Genomic DNA, 21,103 nt, shown 5'->3' with positions numbered 1-21,103 from the left:
ATTCAGGTTTTATTATGGACGACTTAACCCTGCGTTATTACGACGCTGAAATGCGCTACCTGCTTGAAGCCGGTGAAGAGTTTGCCCGCGCCCACCCGGACCGGGCGGCGCTGCTGAACCTGGACAAATCCGGCGCGCGCGACCCTTACGTTGAGCGCCTGTTCGAAGGCTTCGCCTTTATGATGGGCCGCCTGCGCGAGAAGCTGGACGACGATCTTCCGGAGCTAACGGAAGGGCTGGTCACGCTGCTGTGGCCGCACTACCTGCGCACCATTCCGTCGATGTCGGTGGTGGAGTTCAGCCCCGACTGGCGCGAGATGAAAGAAAAAATGGCCATCGCGAAGGGCTTTGAGGTGCTGTCACGGCCAATCGGCGAGAAAGCGACCCGCTGCCGCTACACCACCACCCGTGAAATCAGCCTGCAGCCGCTGGCGCTGGAGCTGGCCGCGCTTTCCACCGACCCGGACGGTCGCTCGGTGGTGCGCCTGCGCTTTGCCTGCAGCAGCCTGGCTGACTGGAGCAGGGCTGACCTCAGCCTGATCCCGATATATCTCAATGCCGATGCGCCGCTGGCCTGCGCAATGCATGAAGCCTTTACCCTGAATAGCGCCAGCATCTGGCTACGCCTGCCGGGTGACCCGGAGCGCCGCCCGCTCGATGCGCGCTTCACCGCGCTGGGATTTGGTGAAGATGACCGGCTGTGGCCAAAGGGCAACAGCAGCTTCAGCGGCTATCAGCTGCTGCTGGAGTACTTCACCTTCCGCGAGAAGTTTATGTTCACCTGCCTGCGTGGGCTGGAGCATATCGCCCTGCCTGCTGAGCTGCCCTGGTTCGAAATCGACGTGGTGCTGGCGCAGCGCTGGGAGCATGATTTTACCTTCAGCGAGAAGCACCTGCGGCTGCACTGTGCGCCGGTGATTAACCTCTTCCCGCTGGAGTCCGACCCGCTGACGCTCAACTCGCTGCAAACCGAATACCTGCTGCGCCCGATGCGCGTGCAGGACGGGCATACCGAAATTTATTCCGTCGACTCGGTGATGTCTTCCGGCCAACACACCTACGTGCCGTTCTCCAGCTTCCGCCACAAGGGCGGGATGATGCGCCACGAAGCGCCGGAGTATTACTACCACTCCCGCGTGCGGCGCGGTGCTTCCGGGCTGCACAACACCTGGCTTATCCTCGGCGGTGAAGCCTTTGATAACCACAGCGTGCCCGGTGACGAAAGCCTGTCATTAACCCTGACCGGTACCAATGGCCAGCTGCCGCGCCGCGCCCTGCAGAGCACGGTGCTGGATACCGCTATCATCACCAGCTCGACCCGCGTCGAGGTGCGCAACCTCTGTGCGCCAACGCTGCCCTGTTATCCGCCGGACCGCGACCGCTTCCACTGGCGCGTGCTCAGCCACCTCGGCAGCAACTTCCTGTCGATGATGGACAATGCCGAAGTGCTGCGCGGCACGCTGGCGCTGTACGAGTGGACCGGCAGCGAGATGAACCGCCGCCGCCTGGAGGCGATCCTCGACGTTAGCCATAGCGAAACCGAGCGCTTCGAGCAGGGCTACCTGCTGCGCGGCGTGCAGATTGACGTGACGCTCGACAGCAACGGTTTTGCCGGGCACGGCGACATCTGCCTGTTCGGCGAGATGCTCAGCCACTTTTTCGCGCTGTACACCGACATTTATCTGTTTAACCGCCTGGTTATTATCCTGCAACCCACCGGAGAGCGCCTGGAATGGCAAGAGAAACACAACCGCCGCATTCCCGGCTGAGCCCGCGTATGGAAGCTGACCTGACGCGGATGAACTTTTACCGCTTCTGTCAGCTGCTGGAAAAACAGCATCCGGACAGGCCGCCGCTCGGCAGCACCGCCTGTCCTCAGGATGATGCGGTGCGCTTCAGCCCGTGGCCGGGCATGGGCTTTCCCGCCAGCGAGCTGAAAAGCGTTGAATACAGTGAAGATGACGCGGCGGCACCCAAAGTGCGCACCACCTTTATGGGCGTCTACGGCGTAGACTCCCCGCTGCCGACAACCTACCTTGATGACATCAGCCAGCGGCGCGAAGGGCACGAGGCGCTGCAGGATTTCCTGGATATCTTCAGCCACCGCATCCTGACGCAGTTCTACCGCATCTGGCGCAAATACTCCTATCCCGCCACCTTCGAGCGCGGCGGGACGGACACGATTTCTCAGTCGCTGCTGGGCCTGGTGGGCTTAGGCATTCCCGGTACCGCCAGCCATATCGCCACCCCGGTTTCGCGCTTTCTGGCGCTGCTCGGCGTGCTGCGCCAGCCGGCAAAAACCCAGGAGGGCGTGCAGGCGCTGGTACAGCTGCTGGCGCCGGAGACGCAGGCGCGGGTCAGCCCGTACTGCCTGCGCCCGATTGAAATCAACCAGCCGCTCGGCTTTTACGGCGAGCAGGATTTTTTGCTGGACGGCAACGCGCCGCTGGGCGATGAAGTGATGGACACCAGCAGCCAGCTGCTGATCGAGCTGTTCACCGACAGCGAGAGCGAAGCGCAGGGCTGGAAGCCGGACGGACAGCTGTATCAGGATTTCCTGGTGATGCTGCGCGTCTATCTCGGCTGGCGCTTTAAGGCGAAGATTCGCCTGACCGTCAGCACCGCGCTGCTGCCGGTGATGCCGCTTGGCGAGGCGCCGTTCTGGCTCGGCATGAGCGGCGTGCTGGGCGTTGAGGCGGGGAATATTCCCGACGACGTCCCGCAAACTTTTACCACCGAACTGGGCAGCTATCGCGGCCTGCAACCGACCCTGCACGTACAAGGAAATAAGCGTGTTAATTACCAGTTTGACTAAATCTACCCGCTGGCTGGTGCCGGTACTGGCCATCAGCCTGAGCGGCTGCGGACTGACGCAGAGCGTCTCAGACGGCACCCGCTCGGCGGTATCGTCCATCTTCTATAAAAAGATTAGGGTGCTGCACCTCGATTTTATCGCGCGTGAGGCACTGAATACCGACACGCGCGAAAACCATAGCAGTCCGCAGTCGGTGGTGATCCGCGTTTATCAGCTGAAAGATCGTAAAGCCTTCGACAAGCTGGTCTACCAGCAGTTAGCGACCGATGGCGACACGCTGCTGGGTGCCGATCTCCTCGCCAGCCGCGACCTGGTGCTGAGCCCTGGCGGCGCGGTTAACCTTAATATGCCGATGGAGCCGGAAGCGCAGTTTGTCGCGGTCGTCGGCCTGTTCCGTCAGCCGGACCTGGCGAAGAGTGGCTGGCAGCAGGTGCTGGAGCGCGAAGCGCTGGACCCGGATAATGCGCGCGTGCTGGAAGCGAGCGAAAACAGCCTGAGCCTGCTGCCTGTTAAGGACAACTAATGCCGCACTCACACAACTCCCCCTCGCTGTATGAAATGCTGTACGGCAACTTTGCCGGCGGGCTGGATCTGCACAACGTCAGTGAAGAGAACCAGGTGATCCTCTCGGTGCTCGACAACATGCAGCGCATCCTCAACTGCCGCGCCGGGACGCTGGCGCATCTGCCCGATTACGGCCTGCCGGATATGACCAAAATATTGCAGGGCATGCCCGGCACCGCGCACCAGCTGATGACCACGCTGTCCGGCGTGCTGCTGCGCTACGAGCCGCGCCTCAGCAGTATTAAGGTCGATATGCTGCTGCAGAGCATTCCCGGCGAGCTGCGCTACGCCATTGATGCCGAGCTGAAAGGTATCGGTCTGGTGCGCTACGGCACCGAATTTATGCCGGAAGGCAAAGTGCTGATCCGCCATATGAAACAGCAGCAGTACCTCGACGCCCGCGCCTCGCTGTAGTCAGCGGCGCCCCTCTCTGATAATTATCGAAACTTTTTATGAATATATCTGAACGTTACCTGAAAACCGGCGGCGACCCACGCACGCTGCCGGACTACGCGGCGCTGCGCGACGAGCTGGGCAAGCTGTCCCACCCGGCGCGCCCGGACGTGAACTGGCACTACGTGGAAAAACTCAGCCTCTCGCTGTTTGAGCAGAATGGCGTTGAGCTGCAAACGGCGGCCTGGTATACGCTGGCGCGCACCCAGCTGGGCGGCCTTGCTGGCCTGAACGAAGGTCTGGCTATCCTCGAAGCGTTAATCAGCCACCAGTGGGGCAACCTGTGGCCGCAGCAGGTGCATGCGCGCGTGGAGATCCTCAGCGGCCTCAGCCGCCGCGTGCAGCAGATGATGCGCACGCTGCCGATCGGCTACAGCGATCTCAGCCAGCTTTACCGCGCCGAGCAGCAGCTCACCCGGCTGAACGAGGTGTTACAGCGCCTGGAGCTGCGCCATCTCAGCCAGTTTGACGCGCTGGCGGCACTGATGCACAGCAGCGCGCTGCGGCTGGAGAACAGCGAGGCGGCGGCGGGAAACAGTTGCGCAGCGCAGCAGAATGTGGTGCTGCCCGCCAGCGCCCGGCGTGCAGCCGACCCGGCTGTGGAGATGACGCCTTCGGCCGTAAAATGGGTCTATATCGCCCAGCCCCAGCCCGAGGCGAACATTGAGGTCATGACGCCGCCGCCGCCCAGCCGCTGGAAGCCGTTTGCCGCCGGAGTAGTGACCATGCTGGTGCTGGGCGCTGCGGGAATAGGGGGATGGCAGCTTGTGCAACGCCCCGATCCGCTGATAGATCATCTTGCCGCCACGCTTTCACCCCTGGCAATGCCGCTTACCGGGGAGCAGGTCGACAGCCTGAAGCGGCAAAACTATCAGCCGGAAAAAATCCGCGAGCACACCGAACAGCAGCTGGCGTGGCTTATAACGCTGTCACCGGACTGGTCATTTGATTACGGGCAGCGGCTGGTGCGCCAGGCCCAGGCGTTTAAACCGCAGGATGCTGCGGTCGGCAAAATGGCCGCCGAGTGGCAGCAGCAGCTTAAAGCCACGGCGCTTCCGGAGGAGGCAATGGGCGGCTGGCAGCAGGGGATGGAGCATCTGCAGCAGCTGACGTCCAGGCTGAATGCCCTTGACGGGCAGCGCGGTAAATATATCACCGTCAGCGAGCTGAAATCGGTGGTGTACAACGCCACCCAGGCATTTAGCCGTTCAACCCCGGCAGAAGAGCAGCTGCGTCTTTATTCGGTTAACCCGTCGGATATTCAGCGCCGCCAGGCCGAGATGGCGCTGGAGCAGTTAGAGAAGCGCTATTTTTTGCTAAAGCAGCAGCAGGAGTGAAGCAGAAACAAAAAACCCGCCAGTTGGCGGGTTTTTTTATACTTCCGTTTTCTCGCGGAACTCGCATAAATCTTCAATCAGGCAGGAGCCGCAGCGCGGTTTACGCGCAATGCAGGTGTAGCGACCGTGCAGGATAAACCAGTGGTGGCAGTCGAACTTAAACTCCTTCGGCACCACCTTCAGCAGCTTCTCTTCCACCTGTTCCACGTTGTTACCCGGCGCAAAGCGCGTGCGGTTGCAGACGCGGAAAATATGGGTATCGACGGCGATGGTTGGCCAGCCAAAGGCGGTGTTCAGCACCACGTTAGCGGTTTTGCGCCCGACGCCCGGCAGCGCTTCCAGCGCCTCGCGGCTCTCCGGCACTTCTCCGCCGTGCTGCTCGACCAGAATGCGGCAGGTTTTGATCACGTTCTCGGCCTTGCTGTTAAACAGGCCGATGGTTTTGATGTACTCCTTCACCCCGTCTACGCCAAGTGCCAGAATCGCCGCAGGCGTATTAGCTACCGGGTAGAGTTTGGCCATCGCTTTGTTTACGCTGACGTCGGTGGCCTGCGCGGAGAGCAGCACCGCAATCAGTAGTTCAAACGGGGAAGTGAAGTTCAGTTCGGTGGTGGGGTGCGGGTTATTGTCCCGCAGCCGCACCAGAATCTCGTGACGCTTATCCTTGTTCACTGCGCAGTTTTTCCTTCCGGCATAGCAGCACTCTCCTGTTCTGCTTTCAGCGCGGCGCGCTGCTTCATTTTATTGTCGATGAGATATTTTGCCGCCAGCAGCATGCCGAGGCCGATAAACGCGCCCGGCGGCAGCATCGCCAGCAGCATTGGTGAGTCGAAATGCACCACTTCAATGCGCATCGCCTTTGCCCACGGGCCAAGCAGCTGGTCTGCGCCGTTAAAGATGGTGCCGTTACCGATAATTTCACGGATAGAGCCCAGCACCACCATCACGCTGGTGGCGCCGAGGCCAATCGCCATCCCGTCCAGCGCAGCCAGCCCGACGCGGCTTTTGGACGCCACCGCTTCGGCGCGGCCGACCACAATACAGTTGGTGACGATCAGCGGGATAAAAATCCCCAACGACTGATACAGGCCGTAGGCATAAGCATTGATCAGCATCTGCACGCAGCTCACCACCGCCGCGATAATCATCACGTAAATCGGAATACGGATTTCAGAAGGCACCCAGCGGCGCGACAGAGAAATCGCGCTATTGGTACAGGTCAGCACCAGGGTAGTAGCCAGGCCAAGGCCGAGGGCGTTGGTAGCGGTCGAAGTCACGGCCAGCAGCGGGCAGAGGCCCAGCAGCTGCACCAGCGCGGAGTTATTCTTCCACAGCCCGCCGACCAGCAGGGTTTTTGCTTCACTCATTGGCGTCTCCACAGGATGGCAACGAGGACAGTTGCCCCGGTAAGGTTTCAATATACAACGTTGTGCGCTTCACCGCATTGACCACCGCACGCGGCGTAATCGTTGCGCCGGTAAACTGGTCGAAGTCGCCACCGTCTTTCTTCACCGCGAAATGGCTGTCATCCGCGCCGGTCACTTTTTTGCCGTTAAAGCTCATGATCCAGTCAGAAATTCGCAGCTCGATTTTGTCGCCAAGACCCGGTGTTTCATGATGTTCCACCACGCGGGTGCCGTACACCGTGCCATCAAAGCTGGCGCCGACAATCAGCTGAATATTGCCAGAGTAGCCGTCAGGCGCGGTAGTTTCCACCGCCGCTGCCACGGGTTTATCACCCTTGCGCGCCAGATAGAGGTGGTGCGGGCTGCCGTTGCCCAGTGCCGGATCAGTGACAACGTAACACTCCTGCTGAATTTTATTATCATACAGCTCGGGCGGCACCACCTGGTCCAGCAGGATCTTCTGCTGGACGGCGGTCTGATGTTCAATAGTCGGCTTGGTTACCGCATTAATCACCGCCGTCAGGCCGGTGGTGATAGCGGCAAACACCGCCAGCGTTACGCCGTTTTTACGAATCGCGTCCAGCATCATTTACCCTTACGGTGTCCGTATACGCGCGGCTGCGTGTAGTAGTCAATCAGCGGCACGCAGATATTCGCCAGCAGCACGGCAAATGCCACGCCGTCCGGATAGCCGCCAAAGCTGCGGATCAGCCATACCAGCAGGCCAATCAGCACGCCGTACAGCAGGCGGCCTTTATTGGTGGTGGAGGCGGTCACCGGGTCGGTGGCGATAAAGAATGCGCCCAGCATGGTGGCCCCGGAGAACAGATGCACCAGCGGAGATACCAGGCTGTCCGGTGACAGCAGCCAGCCGAGCGTGGCGCAGAACGCCAGCGAGGCAATAAAGCTCACCGGAATATGCCAGCGGATGCTGCGCGTCCACAGCAGGAAAATGCCCCCGGCCAGGAACGCCACGTTGACCCACTGCCAGCCCAGGCCGGCCAGCACGCCGCCGTATATCGGCATTGCGCGCACTTCTTCCGCCGAATGGCCGGCGCGCAGCCCGGTTTTAAAGGTGTCGAGCGGCGTCGCCTGGCTGATGCCGTCGATCCCCACCTGCAGCTGCTGCATGCTGTGGCCGTCAAGCGTGTGGAAATGGAAGATCATACTCAGGGTGTCGCCAAAGGTCGGGCTGATGCCCTGCAGCACGTCCGGCGGCAGCCAGCTGGTCATCTGCACCGGGAAGGAGATCAGCAGCACCACGTAGCCGACCATCGCCGGGTTAAACGGGTTCTGGCCGAGGCCGCCGTAAAGATGCTTGGAGATAATCACCGCAAACAGCGTGCCGATAACAATCAGCCACCACGGCGCCAGCGGCGGGATGCTAATGCCGAGCAGCAGGGCGGTCAGCAGCGCGGAGTTATCCTTCAGCGTCTCCGCCAGCGGCAGCTTGCGTAACCGCAGAATAGCCGCTTCAGCCGTAATAGCGGCAGCCGCGCCGATCAGCACCTGGATCAGGTTACCCCAGCCAAAGTACCAGCACTGCACGGCCATGCCGGGTACGGCGGCCAGCAGTACCAGCAGCATAATGGTGCTGGTGCTGCGGCGGTTATGAGTGTAGGGCGAGCTTGCAATACGAAATGCCATTTAATCCTCTTGCGTCGACGGCTGCTGCGATTTACGCGCTTTCACGCGTGCAATGGCCGCTGCCACCGCCGCTTTACGTGCATCCTCAGGGGAGGCGGCGGGCGCCTCTTCCTGACGGGGTTCGGGTTGTTCAGGGGTGACTTCTGGCAGAGCTTCGGCGGCCTGCGCGGCTTTTTTCGCTTTGGCACGGGCGATAGCGGCCTCAATTGCCGCCTTGCGCGGGTCGGCGGCGGGTGCCGGTTGTTCGGCCACGGCCGGTTGCGGTTCAGCAACGGCGGCCTGCGCGGCTTTCTTCGCCTTGGCGCGGGCGATAGCGGCTTCGATGGCCGCCTTGCGCGGGTCAGCGGCAGGTGCCGGTTGTTCTGCCGCAGCCGGTTGCGGTTCAGCAACGGCGGCCTGCGCGGCTTTCTTCGCTTTGGCACGGGCGATAGCCGCTTCCACCGCCGTTTTACGCGGGTCAGCGGCTGGCGGCGTATCGGCGGTCGCCGGCGGCTCAGCGACGGCCGTGCTGGCTTCGGCTTTCTTCGCTTTGGCGCGGGCAATCGCGGCTTCAACGGCGGCTTTGCGCGGGTCGGCGGCCTGGCGCGTGACCGGTTCGCTGCTGGCCTGTTGCTCAGCCTGGCGCGCGCGGGCTTCCGCCTGGCGGGCTGTACGCTGCGCCGCCGCCGCCGCATCGTCATCGACCGCTGTGGCAGCGGCGGCCTGCTTCGCCTTCACGCGTTCGCGCGCGGCGTTAAGCGCATCGGCGTCGGTGATAGCCACGCTGCGTTTGGCCTGCTGGTGCTTCGCTTCACGCGCCGCTTTTTCCCGCTCCAGGCGCTGTTGACGCGCTTCAAAACGCGCCTTGGCCAGGGCAGTACGCTCGGCTTCCAGATCGATAGCCTGAATCTCGGCCTTCTCCTGGCGGTAATACTGCACCAGCGGGATATTACTCGGGCAGACATAAGCACAGGCGCCGCACTCAATGCAGTCTGCGATATTATGCTCGCGCGCTTTATCGTGATCGCCGCCGCGGCTGTACCAGTAAAGCTGCTGCGGCAGCAGGGCGGCCGGGCAGGCGTCGGCGCAGGCGCTGCAGCGGATGCAGCCCTGCTCCGGCTCGTTGTGGCCCATCTCAGAGGCGGCGGGTGCGAGAATACAGTTGGTGATTTTCACCACCGGCACATCCAGCGTCGGCAGGGTGAAGCCCATCAGCGGGCCACCCATCACCACCATCTGTTCGGCACCCGGCGCGAAATCGGCGTGATGCAGCAGATGGCTGATCGGCGTGCCGAGGCGGCCCCAGACGTTGCCAGGCTGGCGCACCGACTCACCGGTCAGGGTAATAACGCGTTCAGTAAGCGGCTCGCCGTCAATAATCGCGCGCTTAACGGCATAGGCGGTGCCGACGTTCTGCATCAGCACGCCGATATCGGTAGAGCGCCCGCCGTGCGGCACCTCTTTACCGGTGAGAATTTTAGTCAGCTGTTTGGCACCACCGGAAGGATATTTGGTGGGGATGACGCGGATCTCCATATCGCGCGCGCTGCCCAGGGCGGCTTTCAGCGCGGCAATCGCTTCCGGTTTGTTATCTTCAATGCCGATCAGGGTGCGCTCCGCCTGCAGCGTCCACGCCAGAATGCGGCAGCCTTCCAGCACTTCTGCGGCGCAGTCCTGCATCAGGCGATCGTCGGCGGTGATATAAGGCTCGCACTCGGCGCCATTGATAATCAGGGTATTGACCCCGCGCAGCCCGCCCTTCAGCTTGGTGGCGGTGGGGAAGCCCGCGCCGCCCAGCCCGGCAACGCCAGCCTGATGCACGCGGCGCACCACCTCCTGGCGGTCAAGGCTGCGATAGTCGCTCAGCGTCTGCTTATCAATCCAGCGGTCTTCGCCGTCCGGGGTGATAAAGATGCACATCTCCGCCAGCGCGGACGGATGCGCAGTCATATGCGGGGCGATTTTGCTCACGGTGCCGGAGCTTGGCGCGTGGATTGGCAGCATACGGCCATTGCCAAAGGTCAGCGCCTGGCCGCGCAGGACAGCGTCGCCGGGGCGCACGCAGATCTCGCCTTCGTTACCGATATGCTGTTTCAGCGGCAGAATAAACTGGGCGGGCAGCGGCAGCTGGCGCAGCGGCGTGCCGTTTGACTGGGTCTTCATCTCCGGTGGATGAATGCCACCTTCAAAGTCCCAAAGCCGATCTTTTTTAAAGTAGTTGAGCAGATTAAGCATGACTTTCTACAGTGATCACCCGCACCGGAATGGTTTGCAGATCCCATTTCCAGTTGGCAGTAGTGGTAGCAACCGGACGCATTTCAATGCAGTCGGTCGGGCAGGGAGCAACGCACAGGTCGCAGCCGGTACAGACATCGCTCAGCACGGTGTGCATCGCGCGGGTGGCGCCGACAATTGCATCCACCGGGCAGGCCTGAATGCACTTGGTGCAGCCGATGCAGTTGGCTTCGTCAATCCACGCCACTTTGCGCTCTGGCTCCAATGCGGCCTCTTCACCCAGCGGCTGCGGGTCGACGTTCAGCAGCGCTGCCAGTTTCAGCATGGTCTGCTCGCCGCCGGGGGCGCATTTGTTAATCAGCTCACCGTTATTACCCACCGCGTCGGCATACGGACGGCAGCCGGGGTAGCCGCACTGGCCGCACTGGCTCTGCGGCAAAATAGCGTCTATCTGCTCGACAATCGGGTCTTCTTCCACTTCGAAGCGGCGCGAGGCGTAGCCCAGCAGACCGCCCAACACCAGGCTAAGTGCGCTGAGTACCAAAACAGCAATCCAAATCGCACTCATCAGAACTTCACCAGTCCGGTAAAGCCCATAAACGCCAGCGCCATCAGGCCGGCGGTCACCAGTGCAATAGACGAGCCTTTAAACGGTGCGGGCACATCGGCCAGCACCAGGCGCTCGCGGATCCCGGCGAACAGCACCATCAACAGCGAAAAGCCGATAGAGGCGCTGAAGCCGAACAGTGCGGCCTGCAGGAAAGTGTGATTCAGGTTGACGCTGAGCAGCGGCACGCCGAGCACCGCACAGTTGGTGGTGATCAGCGGCAGGAAAATACCCAGCAGGCGGTAGAGGTCAGGGCTGGTTTTACGCACCACCATTTCGGTGAACTGCACGACCACGGCAATCACCAGGATATAGGCCATGGTACGCAGATAGACCAGATCGAGCGGCAGCAGGATCAGGTGGTTGACCAGCCAGGCACAGATAGAGGCCAGGGTAATAACAAAGGTGGTGGCGAGTCCCATGCCAATTGCCGTTTCCAGTTTTTTGGAAACGCCCATGAAGGGACAGAGGCCGAGAAACTTCACCAGGACGAAGTTATTCACCAGTACTGTGCCAATAAAGAGAAGCAGGTATTCGGTCATTATTACGCCTGAAGAAAAGTCAAAAGCAGCACATTATCGGATATTGGCTACGCCATCACAACCGTTGCGCGGCGGGTGTCCGACGCCAGCGCACTCAGGATTAAATTCTTGACGTTTATTTCACCATCACGGCTCGATGAACGTGCTCTTAACGCGTTGAGAACGCTTGAAATAAGGCACCAGTATCGCTGCCGCCAGCAGGGCGATCAGTAAAGTCCGAATTGCCGCACCATCGGCCACCGGAGAGAAGGCAAAAGTCTTCACCGCCAGCAGCACGGTGAGTAGCAGCCACAAAATGTAGTGGCGCGGCAGCCGACGCGAGCGTTGACAGAAAATCCACGTCACCCAGGCACTGTAGCACCAGACTACGGTAGAGGTCAGCAGCGAGGCTCCCCACTGCCATAATGCGTTGCTTTCATGGCTGAACAGCGCGTTACGCATCGCCGGGTCGAGCAGGGCGCTTAAATACATTGCCATCACCAGCGCGCTGGTCAGCAAGGTCATGATCAGCCATGCCAGCGGCACCAGCAGCCAGCCTGCCAGGCGCGGTTTAGTATCAACAGCCACTTATTCATCCTTATCCAGTCAGCAAACTCTGCCATCAAGGCAAAAGGTGCACCGTCAGGATACACCTCATATCAGAAAAGGATTATACGGAACTTCATGCGCCAGGTCATTAACCAGAGCGAACTGGAACCTTAAACGACGTAGCGCCAGACGGTTTTTGGCACGCGTCCAAGGTCAAACAGGCGACCGCCGGAAACCAGCTCTGCGCGACGGTGATCGGCAGCGCGGTACATCTGAATAATTTCACCATCATCGTTAAGGGAATAGTTGAGATGGTCGAAGAGTTTTTCCAGAGTTTCCAGGGAATTAACTTTGCGAAATTTTAACAAATAGTCTTGAGCGGTCATATTGGCCATTTGCGAACGGAATAGTGAGTGATAAGTATATTATTTGGTAAAAAAGAGTCCAGAAAGTTCGCGATGAAATAGGTAAATTCAGACTAATGATGAAGATATTCGGGGCTGAAATAGATTTTTTAAGAGTTTTCTAGGAATTTTTATACCGCTTATTGATTTAGTGGTATTTAGGTTCATTTTATTGCGCGCCGCTATCCACTTCCTGTCACCGACTCACATCGCCCGGCTGCAAGCCAGCGTTTTGCCGGAATTTAGCAAACTGTGTAACAGCTCACAAATCCACACTTTACCCGACGTCGCAACCGCGCCGCACGGCGGCGACAGAACTGCACGCGGTATTGTAATCGCTTCCAAATGATTGCGGCGCAAACGCTTCTGTTTATTACAGTTATTTAACCTCAATTTGGCGCCCACTGCGTGATTTTTCCATATCGGCCCGCTAAGGCCTGGGGCGCGGGGTTGGCGTAAGCCATTTGTTTTGTTGCGTTTTGTGAGCATTGTCGAAAATGTTTTTTGGTGAATAGTACAGGCTTAAGTGGCTCTTAACCCTATTTGATAAAATCCCATCAGAGGAAAAATGATCATGTGGAAGCGTTTACTCTTATCCACCCTCATCAGTGCCAGCCTGGCGGCTCCAGCGCTGGCTGAATCCATGACTGTTGGTTTCTCTCAGGTTGGCTCGGAATCGGGCTGGCGAGCCGCAGAGACCAGCGTGGCGAAAAGTGAAGCGCAAAAGCGCGGTATCACGCTGAAAATCGCCGACGGGCAGCAAAAACAGGAGAACCAGATCAAGGCAGTGCGTTCGTTTATCGCCCAGGGCGTGGATGCCATCTTCATTGCTCCGGTAGTCCAGACCGGCTGGGAGCCGGTGCTTGAAGAAGCGAAAGATGCCAAAATCCCGGTATTCCTGCTGGACCGCGCTATCGTGGTCAAAGATAAATCGCTGTATCAGGCGGTCGTCACCGCCGACAACGTCTATGAAGGTAAGCTAATCGGTGACTGGCTGGTGAAACAGCAGGCGGGCAAGCCGTGTAACGTGGTTGAGCTTCAGGGTACCGTCGGCGCCAGCGTGGCGATTGACCGTAAGAAGGGCTTCGCTGAAGCGATTGCCAACACGCCAAATATTAAAGTGATCCGTTCGCAGTCCGGCGATTTTACCCGCAGCAAGGGTAAAGAGGTGATGGAGAGTTTCATCAAGGCAGAGAACAACGGTAAAAACATCTGCATGGTTTACGCCCATAACGATGATATGGCTATCGGTGCCATTCAGGCGATTAAAGAGGCCGGTCTGAAACCGGGTAAAGATATTCTCACCGGCTCCATTGACGGCGTGCCGGATATTTATAAAGCGATGCTGGCAGGTGAAGCCAATGCCAACGTCGAGCTGACGCCAAATATGGCCGGCCCGGCTTTCGACGCGCTGGAAAAACTTAAAAAAGACGGCACCATGCCGCCGAAGATCATCAAAACCGAATCGAAACTTTTCCTTCCTGCTGATGCCCAGGCCCAGCTGGATAAGAAAAAAGGTATGGGTTACTGATCCCCGGGCCGCCCTTGAGGGCGGCTTTTTTCATGGCGTGAGGCACGCGTATGACCATCGACTCCTCTCCACCGCCGCTGCTTGCCATTAGCGGCGTCAGTAAGTCCTTTCCCGGCGTGCGGGCGCTGGATAATGTCTCTTTCGACCTGCGTCCCGGTGAAATCATGGCGCTGCTGGGGGAAAACGGGGCCGGGAAATCGACCCTGATTAAAGTGTTGACCGGCGTTTATCAGCGCGATGCTGGCACCATTACCCTCTCCGGCAACCCGATCAATCCGCGCAATACCGCCGAGGCACAGCAGCTGGGCATCGGCACGGTGTATCAGGAAGTGAACCTGCTGCCGAATATGTCGGTTGCCGATAATCTGTTTATCGGGCGTGAACCGAAACGTTTTGGCCTGATAGACCGTAAAACGCTAAACCAGCGCGCGGTGAAATTACTTAACGACTACGGCTTCGAGCTGGATGTCACCCGCCCGCTGGGCCAGTACTCGGTGGCAATGCAGCAGATCATTGCTATCTGCCGCGCCGTGGATCTCTCCGCTCAGGTGCTGATCCTCGATGAACCCACCGCCAGCCTGGACGCCAGCGAAGTCGAGATGCTGTTCACGCTGATGAGACAGCTGAAGGCAAAGGGGATGAGCCTGGTGTTTGTCACCCACTTTCTCGACCAGGTTTACCGCGTCACCGACCGTATTACGGTGCTGCGCAACGGGCAGTTTATTGCCACGCGCGATACCCATTCCCTGCCGCAGATTGAGCTGATCAAACTGATGCTCGGCCGTGAGCTGCTGGAAACCGCGCTGCAGCGCGCGGGCAGCACGCTGAAAAGCAATCAGCCGGTGGTGGAATTTAAAAATTACGGCAAGAAAGGCACCATCGAGCCGTTCAGCCTGAGCGTGCGACCGGGCGAAGCGGTCGGGCTGGCTGGCCTGCTGGGTTCCGGGCGTACCGAAACCGCCGAGCTGCTGTTCGGCATTAAGCGTGCCGACAGCGGCAGCGCCTTTATCAAGGGTAAAGCCAAAACCATTCGCTCCCCGGCGCAGGCGTCTCGCCTCGGCATGGGCTTCTGCCCGGAAGACCGCAAAACCGACGGTATTATCGGTGCCGCTTCGGTGCGGGAAAATATCATTCTGGCTCTGCAGGCGCAGCGCGGCTGGCTGCGGCCCATCCCACGCCGCGAACAGCAGCAGGTGGCCGACCGCTATATCAAGAGCCTTGGCATTCGCACTCCGGACGCCGATCAGCCGGTTGAGCTGCTCTCCGGCGGCAATCAGCAGAAAGTACTGCTGTCGCGCTGGCTGGTGACCAAACCGCAGTTTCTGATCCTTGATGAACCGACGCGCGGCATTGATGTTGGCGCCCACGCCGAAATCATCCGCCTGATTGAGACCCTGTGTGCCGACGGCCTGGCGCTGCTGGTGATCTCCTCCGAGCTGGAAGAGCTGGTGGGCTACGCCGACCGCGTGCTGATCCTGCGCGATCGCCAGCAGGTGGCGGAGATTCCGCTGGAGCAGCTCTCCGTTGCCTCCATTGTTAACGCCATTGCGGCGGGAGGGGAGCAACATGCCTGATTCCCACTTATTGACGGGGAAACCGCCGATGCTGAAACGTAAACTGCCGCCGGGCCTGCCGCAGATTGGCGCGCTGCTGCTGGTGCTGCTGATCGACAGCCTGGTGGCCAATAACTTCTTTGCTATTCACGTGCAGGATGGTCGGCTGTTCGGCAGCCCGATAGATATCCTTAACCGCGCTGCGCCGGTGGCGATTCTGGCGATAGGGATGACGCTGGTGATCGCCACCGGCGGGATAGATCTGTCGGTCGGGGCGGTGATGGCGATAGCCGGAGCCACGGCGGCGACGCTGACCGTGGCCGGGCACAGCCTGCCGGTGATTATTCTGGTGACGCTGGGCAGCGGCCTGCTGTGCGGCCTGTGGAACGGCGTGCTGGTGGCGCTGCTGAAGATCCAGCCGTTTGTCGCCACGCTGATCCTGATGGTGGCGGGGCGCGGCATCGCGCAGCTGATCACCCAGGGGCAGATAGTCACTTTTAACAGCGACTCGCTGGCGCAGCTTGGCAGCGGCACGCTGCTGCTGTTTCCGGTGCCGATGTGGATCACCCTGGCGCTGGCGCTGCTGGTCTGGCTGCTGACGCGCAAAACCGCGCTGGGGATGTTTATCGAGGCCGTCGGCATCAACCTGCGCGCCGCGCGCAATGCCGGGGTGAACGGCTGGCTGGTCGTGATGAGTACCTATCTGCTGAGCGGCCTGTGCGCGGCAGTGGCCGGGCTGATCGTCGCGGCGGATATTCGCGGTGCCGATGCCAACAACGCCGGGCTGTGGCTGGAGCTGGATGCGATTCTGGCGGTGGTGATTGGCGGGGCGTCGCTGATGGGCGGCCGCTTTAATCTGCTGCTGTCGCTGATTGGCGCGCTGATTATACAGGCGATGAACACCGGGATTTTGCTCTCCGGCTTCCCGCCGGAGCTGAACCAGGTGGTCAAAGCGGTGGTGGTGATGGTGGTGCTGCTGCTGCAGTCGCCGCGCTTTATTCAACTGTTTAAACGAGGGCGCCGCCGTGATTAAACGTCATCTGCCGTTAATGATTACCCTGCTGGTATTTGTAGCGGGCTACCTGTTCTGCCTCAGTCAGTTTCCCGGCTTCGCCTCAACGCGGGTAATCGCCAATATCCTTACCGATAACGCCTTCCTCGGCATTATTGCGGTTGGGATGACTTTTGTGATCCTCTCCGGCGGTATCGATCTGTCGGTCGGCGCGGTGATCGCCTTTACCGGGGTGTTTCTCGCCCGCGCGATTGGTGATTTCCACCTCGATCCGTGGCTGGCGTTTGCGCTGGTGATGGTGATGGGCTCGGCGTTTGGCGCTTTTATGGGCTGGCTGATCGACGCGCTGAAAATCCCGGCGTTTATTATCACCCTGGCGGGGATGTTCTTCCTGCGCGGCAGCAGCTATCTGGTGGCGGAAAGCTCGCTGCCGATCGACCATCCGCTGTATGCCACGCTGTCGTCGATGGCGTGGAAAATTCCCGGCGGCGGGCGGCTCAGCCTGCTGGCGGTGATCATGCTGGTGGTGGTGGCCTTTGGCATCCTGCTGGCGCACCGCAGCCGCTTCGGTAATCAGGTGTATGCCATTGGCGGCAACGCCACCTCGGCGCAGCTGATGGGCATTTCGACGCGCAGCACCACGGTACGCATTTATATGCTCTCATCCGGCCTGGCGACGCTGGCGGGCATCGTCTTTTCAATCTACACCTCGGCGGGCTATGCGCTGGCGGGGATGGGCGTGGAGCTGGATGCCATTGCCTCGGTGGTGATTGGCGGCACGCTGCTCTCCGGCGGCGTTGGCACCGTGCTGGGGACGCTGTTCGGCGTGCTGATTCAGGGGCTGATCCAGACATGGATTAACTTCGACGGTACGCTCAGCTCGTGGTGGACCAAGATCGCCATCGGCGTCCTGCTGTTCGCCTTTATTGCCCTGCAACGCCTGCTGACCGTGATGTGGGATCGCCAGCAGAATGCGCCAGTGAAGCGGTTGATATCGTGAGAAAAAAAGGGTCGACCGAAAAAGAGGGTCGACCCCTACAGACCCTGTAGCGGCTGACCCACCCGGACATTGTAGCGGCTGACCTACCCGGACCCTGTAGCGGCTGACCCTCTTTTCCGGTCAGCCGGAAGGTGCAAAATAAAAGGGCGGACCTGTTTATGGGGCCGCCCTTGTTGTTTCCTGCCTGCAGGATTACCGCTGATTCAGACGGTAATACGCCTCGTTCCAGCGCAGTGCATCGCGGAAGCCGTGCAGCGTGGTCTCTTCGTCAATCACCAGCGCCTCGATGCCATTCAGCTCGGCATACAGGCGCATATCCTCCACCGTCAGCGCCTGGCTGAACACCGTGTGGTGCGCGCCGCCGCCGAGGATCCACGCCTCTGACGCGGTAGCCAGCGACGGCTGCGCACGCCACAGCGCACGCGCCACCGGCAGCTTAGGCAGCGCCTGCGGCTGTTCAATGGTATCCACCACGTTGACCAGCAGGCGGAAGCGGTCGCCCATATCAATCACGCTGGCATTTACCGCACGCCCGGCAGGTGCCGAGAAGATCAGGCGCGCCGGGTCAGCCTTGCCGCCGATGCCCAGCGGCTGCACGTCGAGCAGCGGTTTAGCTTCATGCGCGATGGTCGGGCACACTTCCAGCATATGTGAACCGAGCACCAGGTCGTTACCCGGCGCGAAGTGGTAGGTGTAATCCTCCATAAAGGACGTCCCGCCCGGCTGGCTGCCCGCCATGACTTTGAAGATGTGCAGCAGGGCGGCGGTTTTCCAGTCGCCTTCTCCGGCGAAGCCGTAGCCCTGCTGCATCAGGCGCTGCACCGCCAGCCCCGGCAGCTGCGTCATGCCGTGCAGCGTCTGGAAGTTAGTGGTGAAGGCGCGGCAGCCCTCGGCATCAAGGAAGCGTTTAATCCCCAGCTCTATCCGCGCCGCATCAAGCACGTTCTGCCGCTTATCGCCGCCGATCGCCGCCGCAGCGGAAAATTCATACTGGCTCTCGTATTCGTCAATCAGCGTGCTGACGTCGCCATCGCTCACCTGGTTGATCACCTCGACCAAATCGCCAACGCCCCAGCCATTCACCGCGTAGCCAAACTGGATCTGCGCCGCGACTTTATCACCCTCGGTCACCGCCACTTCGCGCATATTGTCGCCAAAGCGCGCCACCTTCAGCTGCTGGCTGGCCTGCAGCGCGGCGGCACCGCGCATCCACTGGCCGATACGCTGCTGGGTGGTTCGATCCTGCCAGTGGCCGGTCACCACCTGATGCGGCAGGCGCATGCGCGCGCCGATAAAACCGAACTCGCGGCCGCCGTGCGCGGTCTGGTTCAGGTTCATAAAGTCCATATCCATGCTGTCCCACGGAATTTCCGCGTTGAACTGGGTATGCAGCTGCAGCAGTGGCTTGTTCAGCACGCTCAGCCCGCCAATCCACATCTTGGCCGGGGAGAAGGTGTGCAGCCAGGTAACGATCCCTAAGCAGCCAAGATCGTGATTGGCCTCGCGGCACAGGGCCAGCGCTTCATCGGGGGTTTTTACCAGCGGCTTGAGCTGGAGTGTAAAGGGCAGAATCCCGGCACGATTCAGGCCCTCGACCACCTGCTGGCCGTGCTGCTCCACCTGGCGCAGGGTTTCCGCACCGTACAGATGCTGCGTACCAATCACAAACCATACGCTCTGGGCGTTTAACTGTGTCATAAAACGGTTCCTTAACTAGCTGACGAAGAGGTTGATGGGGCAAACTGCGGCTCAGCGCATTCACACCACTGAAGGTAACGCTGATAAAGCTGCTGGAAACGGGCCACGCGCTGCGGATCGGGCTGCAGGGTCTGCGCCAGCGGGCTGGCCATCTGGGCCTGCGCGCTCGGAATGTCGGGATAAACGCCGGCGGCGACGGCGGCAAAAATCGCCGCGCCGAGCGCACAGCACTCGTCGGAGGCGACGATATCCAGCGGGCGGTTCATCACATCGCAGCACACCTGCATGATGACCGGCGATTTGCGCGCAATGCCGCCCAGTGCCAGCACCTGCTGCACCGGGATATCCTGCTGTTCAAAGCACTCCATAATGGCGCGGGCGCCAAAGGCGGTGGCGGCGATAAACCCGCCGAACAGCGTGGGCGCATCGGTGCCGAGATTCAGGTCGGTAATCACCCCTTTCAGGCGCTGGTTGGCGAACGGCGTGCGGCGGCCGTTAAACCAGTCAAGCACCACCGGCAGATGGTCAAGCTGCGGGTCGGCGGCCCAGGCCGCGGTGAGCTGCTGCAGCAGATCGTTTTGCATCGCTTCCAGCTGCGGTCTGAGTTCAGGCTGTTGCTGAGCGGCCTGCACCAGCGGCCAGCTCAACAGGCGGCTGAACCAGGCATACATATCGCCAAACGCCGACTGTCCGGCCTCCAGCCCGATCATTCCCGGCATCACGCTGCCGTCGACCTGGCCGCAGATGCCTTTGATTGCCCGGTCGGCGACGCGCTCAGCATCGGCGATCAGGATGTCGCAGGTCGAGGTGCCGATCACTTTCACCAGCGTGTAGGGCTGTGCCCCGGCCCCAACCGCGCCCATATGGCAGTCAAACGCACCGCCGGAAATAGTGACACTGCCAGGCAGGCCGAGCCGTTCGGCCCATTCTGCGCTCAGCACGCCCACGGGGAGCTCGGCAGTGAAGGTATCGTGAAACAGCGGGTGATCGAGGTCGCGGGTCAGCAGCGGGTCGAGCGCGTTAAGAAACTGCGCGTCCGGTAAACCCTGCCAAAGCGGGTGCCACAGCGATTTATGCCCGGCGGCGCAGCGCCCGCGCTTCAGCTCTGCCGGGGCAGTGGTGCCGCTCAGCAGCGCCGGTACCCAGTCGCACAGCTCCACCCAGGAGACTGCCGCCTCACGCACTGCCGCATCGCTGCGGCTGACGTGCAGGATTTTGGCCCAGAACCATTCAGAGGAGTAAATGCCGCCGATAAAGCGTGAATAGTCCTGATATTCGCCGCTGTGGCACAGCCGGGTAATCGCCTCGGCCTCTTCAATGGCGGTGTGGTCCTTCCACAGCACGAACATGGCGTTAGGGTTATCAGCAAACTCCGGGCGCAGCGCCAGCACCCGGCCTTCGCGATCGATTGGCGCAGGGGTGGAGCCGGTAGAATCGACGCCGATGCCCACCACACTCTGGCGCTGCTCGGGCGTCATCTGCGTGACAACGTCACGTATAGCCTGCTCCAGCGCGTCAATATAGTCCTGTGGGTGATGGCGGAACTGGTTGTGCGCCGGCATACAGTAGTGCCCGGCCTTCCAGCGTGGGTAGGCCACGACCTGCTTAAACAGCTCGCGTCCGCTGGCGCACTCCACTGCCAGTGCCCGCACCGAATCGCTGCCAAAATCCAGACCGAGGGTAATCGCACCCTTATGCATAGTTGTTCTCCGTTATTTTCAGAACAGGCTTTTTTCATGTCCCTCTATCCTGGAAAGCTCGCGGCAATCACGTTAGGTGCGGCTGGCTGCAA

Annotated in this window: 20 protein-coding genes; 9 read left to right on the top strand and 11 right to left on the bottom strand. The window is 60.5% G+C overall.

The window, feature by feature from the left end; genetic code table 11:
* Positions 1 to 14 precede the first annotated feature (14 nt).
* From tssF to ACLI4M_RS21500, 5 genes are read left to right on the top strand one after another with little or no spacing between them, the layout of a single operon-like run.
* The gene (gene tssF, locus ACLI4M_RS21520; RefSeq protein ID WP_133623547.1) at positions 15 to 1,769 is read left to right on the top strand and encodes a type VI secretion system baseplate subunit TssF; all 1,755 of its coding nucleotides are present in this window, start codon (positions 15 to 17) and stop codon (positions 1,767 to 1,769) included.
* Positions 1,733 to 2,815 (top strand): type VI secretion system baseplate subunit TssG, encoded by a 1,083-nt coding sequence (gene tssG, locus ACLI4M_RS21515; protein ID WP_133623548.1) that lies wholly within the window; start codon positions 1,733 to 1,735, stop codon positions 2,813 to 2,815. The genes tssF and tssG overlap by 37 nt, the downstream gene beginning before the upstream one ends.
* Positions 2,793 to 3,338: a type VI secretion system lipoprotein TssJ gene (tssJ, locus tag ACLI4M_RS21510; RefSeq protein WP_133623549.1), complete on the top strand. Its 546-nt coding sequence runs from the start codon at positions 2,793 to 2,795 to the stop codon at positions 3,336 to 3,338. Before tssG ends, tssJ begins: the two co-directional genes overlap by 23 nt.
* A complete protein-coding gene (gene tssE / locus ACLI4M_RS21505; protein ID WP_133623550.1) occupies positions 3,338 to 3,793 on the top strand; it encodes a type VI secretion system baseplate subunit TssE in 456 nt (151 codons plus the stop codon). The genes tssJ and tssE overlap by 1 nt, the downstream gene beginning before the upstream one ends.
* 38 nt (positions 3,794 to 3,831) lie before the next feature.
* The gene (locus ACLI4M_RS21500) at positions 3,832 to 5,169 is read left to right on the top strand and encodes a VasL domain-containing protein (protein ID WP_133623551.1); all 1,338 of its coding nucleotides are present in this window, start codon (positions 3,832 to 3,834) and stop codon (positions 5,167 to 5,169) included.
* Between the two features lie 36 nt (positions 5,170 to 5,205).
* Here ACLI4M_RS21500 and nth read toward each other — a convergent pair whose 3' ends face one another.
* From nth to ydgT, 9 genes are all read right to left on the bottom strand, one after another.
* Positions 5,206 to 5,841, bottom strand: a complete 636-nt coding sequence (nth, locus tag ACLI4M_RS21495; protein ID WP_133623552.1) for an endonuclease III — start codon at positions 5,839 to 5,841, stop codon at positions 5,206 to 5,208.
* On the bottom strand, positions 5,838 to 6,536 hold the full coding sequence (locus ACLI4M_RS21490) for an electron transport complex subunit E (protein ID WP_133623553.1): 699 nt from the start codon (positions 6,534 to 6,536) through the stop codon (positions 5,838 to 5,840). Before ACLI4M_RS21490 ends, nth begins: the two co-directional genes overlap by 4 nt.
* Complete coding sequence (rsxG, locus tag ACLI4M_RS21485) at positions 6,529 to 7,161, bottom strand: electron transport complex subunit RsxG (protein WP_133625063.1); 633 nt, start codon at positions 7,159 to 7,161, stop codon at positions 6,529 to 6,531. The genes ACLI4M_RS21490 and rsxG overlap by 8 nt, the downstream gene beginning before the upstream one ends.
* Positions 7,161 to 8,222, bottom strand: a complete 1,062-nt coding sequence (gene rsxD / locus ACLI4M_RS21480; RefSeq protein ID WP_133623554.1) for an electron transport complex subunit RsxD — start codon at positions 8,220 to 8,222, stop codon at positions 7,161 to 7,163. Before rsxD ends, rsxG begins: the two co-directional genes overlap by 1 nt.
* Positions 8,223 to 10,436, bottom strand: a complete 2,214-nt coding sequence (gene rsxC, locus ACLI4M_RS21475; RefSeq protein WP_133623555.1) for an electron transport complex subunit RsxC — start codon at positions 10,434 to 10,436, stop codon at positions 8,223 to 8,225.
* Positions 10,429 to 11,004 carry an electron transport complex subunit RsxB gene (rsxB, locus tag ACLI4M_RS21470; protein WP_048916110.1) on the bottom strand — a complete coding sequence of 192 codons (576 nt, stop codon included), beginning with the start codon at positions 11,002 to 11,004 and terminating at the stop codon, positions 10,429 to 10,431. Before rsxB ends, rsxC begins: the two co-directional genes overlap by 8 nt.
* Positions 11,004 to 11,585: an electron transport complex subunit RsxA gene (gene rsxA / locus ACLI4M_RS21465; protein ID WP_133623556.1), complete on the bottom strand. Its 582-nt coding sequence runs from the start codon at positions 11,583 to 11,585 to the stop codon at positions 11,004 to 11,006. Before rsxA ends, rsxB begins: the two co-directional genes overlap by 1 nt.
* Before the next feature lie 126 nt (positions 11,586 to 11,711).
* On the bottom strand, positions 11,712 to 12,152 hold the full coding sequence (locus ACLI4M_RS21460; protein ID WP_133623557.1) for a DUF2569 domain-containing protein: 441 nt from the start codon (positions 12,150 to 12,152) through the stop codon (positions 11,712 to 11,714).
* Between the two features lie 131 nt (positions 12,153 to 12,283).
* Positions 12,284 to 12,499, bottom strand: a complete 216-nt coding sequence (ydgT, locus tag ACLI4M_RS21455; protein ID WP_048916113.1) for a transcription modulator YdgT — start codon at positions 12,497 to 12,499, stop codon at positions 12,284 to 12,286.
* Positions 12,500 to 13,091: 592 nt separating this feature from the next.
* Here ydgT and ytfQ point away from each other — a divergent pair.
* From ytfQ to yjfF, 4 genes are read left to right on the top strand one after another with little or no spacing between them, the layout of a single operon-like run.
* Positions 13,092 to 14,048: a galactofuranose ABC transporter, galactofuranose-binding protein YtfQ gene (gene ytfQ / locus ACLI4M_RS21450; RefSeq protein ID WP_048916107.1), complete on the top strand. Its 957-nt coding sequence runs from the start codon at positions 13,092 to 13,094 to the stop codon at positions 14,046 to 14,048.
* 50 nt (positions 14,049 to 14,098) lie between these two features.
* On the top strand, positions 14,099 to 15,622 hold the full coding sequence (gene ytfR / locus ACLI4M_RS21445) for a galactofuranose ABC transporter, ATP-binding protein YtfR (RefSeq protein ID WP_133623558.1): 1,524 nt from the start codon (positions 14,099 to 14,101) through the stop codon (positions 15,620 to 15,622).
* Positions 15,615 to 16,634, top strand: a complete 1,020-nt coding sequence (gene ytfT, locus ACLI4M_RS21440; RefSeq protein WP_133623559.1) for a galactofuranose ABC transporter, ATP-binding protein YtfT — start codon at positions 15,615 to 15,617, stop codon at positions 16,632 to 16,634. The genes ytfR and ytfT overlap by 8 nt, the downstream gene beginning before the upstream one ends.
* Entirely contained in the window at positions 16,627 to 17,613 is a 987-nt protein-coding gene (yjfF, locus tag ACLI4M_RS21435; protein WP_133623560.1) for a galactofuranose ABC transporter, permease protein YjfF, read from the top strand. The genes ytfT and yjfF overlap by 8 nt, the downstream gene beginning before the upstream one ends.
* A gap of 192 nt (positions 17,614 to 17,805) precedes the next feature.
* Here the strand turns inward: yjfF and araA are convergent, their stop codons facing one another.
* The gene (araA, locus tag ACLI4M_RS21430; protein ID WP_133623561.1) at positions 17,806 to 19,311 is read right to left on the bottom strand and encodes an L-arabinose isomerase; all 1,506 of its coding nucleotides are present in this window, start codon (positions 19,309 to 19,311) and stop codon (positions 17,806 to 17,808) included.
* An 11-nt stretch (positions 19,312 to 19,322) separates the two neighbouring features.
* Complete coding sequence (locus ACLI4M_RS21425) at positions 19,323 to 21,011, bottom strand: ribulokinase (RefSeq protein WP_133623562.1); 1,689 nt, start codon at positions 21,009 to 21,011, stop codon at positions 19,323 to 19,325.
* Positions 21,012 to 21,103 lie beyond the last annotated feature (92 nt).

The sequence above is a fragment of the Erwinia sp. LJJL01 genome (genome assembly GCF_047300805.2).
Classification (GTDB): Bacteria; Pseudomonadota; Gammaproteobacteria; order Enterobacterales; family Enterobacteriaceae; genus Erwinia; species Erwinia aphidicola.
This window is presented reverse-complemented; position numbering and strand designations above follow the sequence as displayed.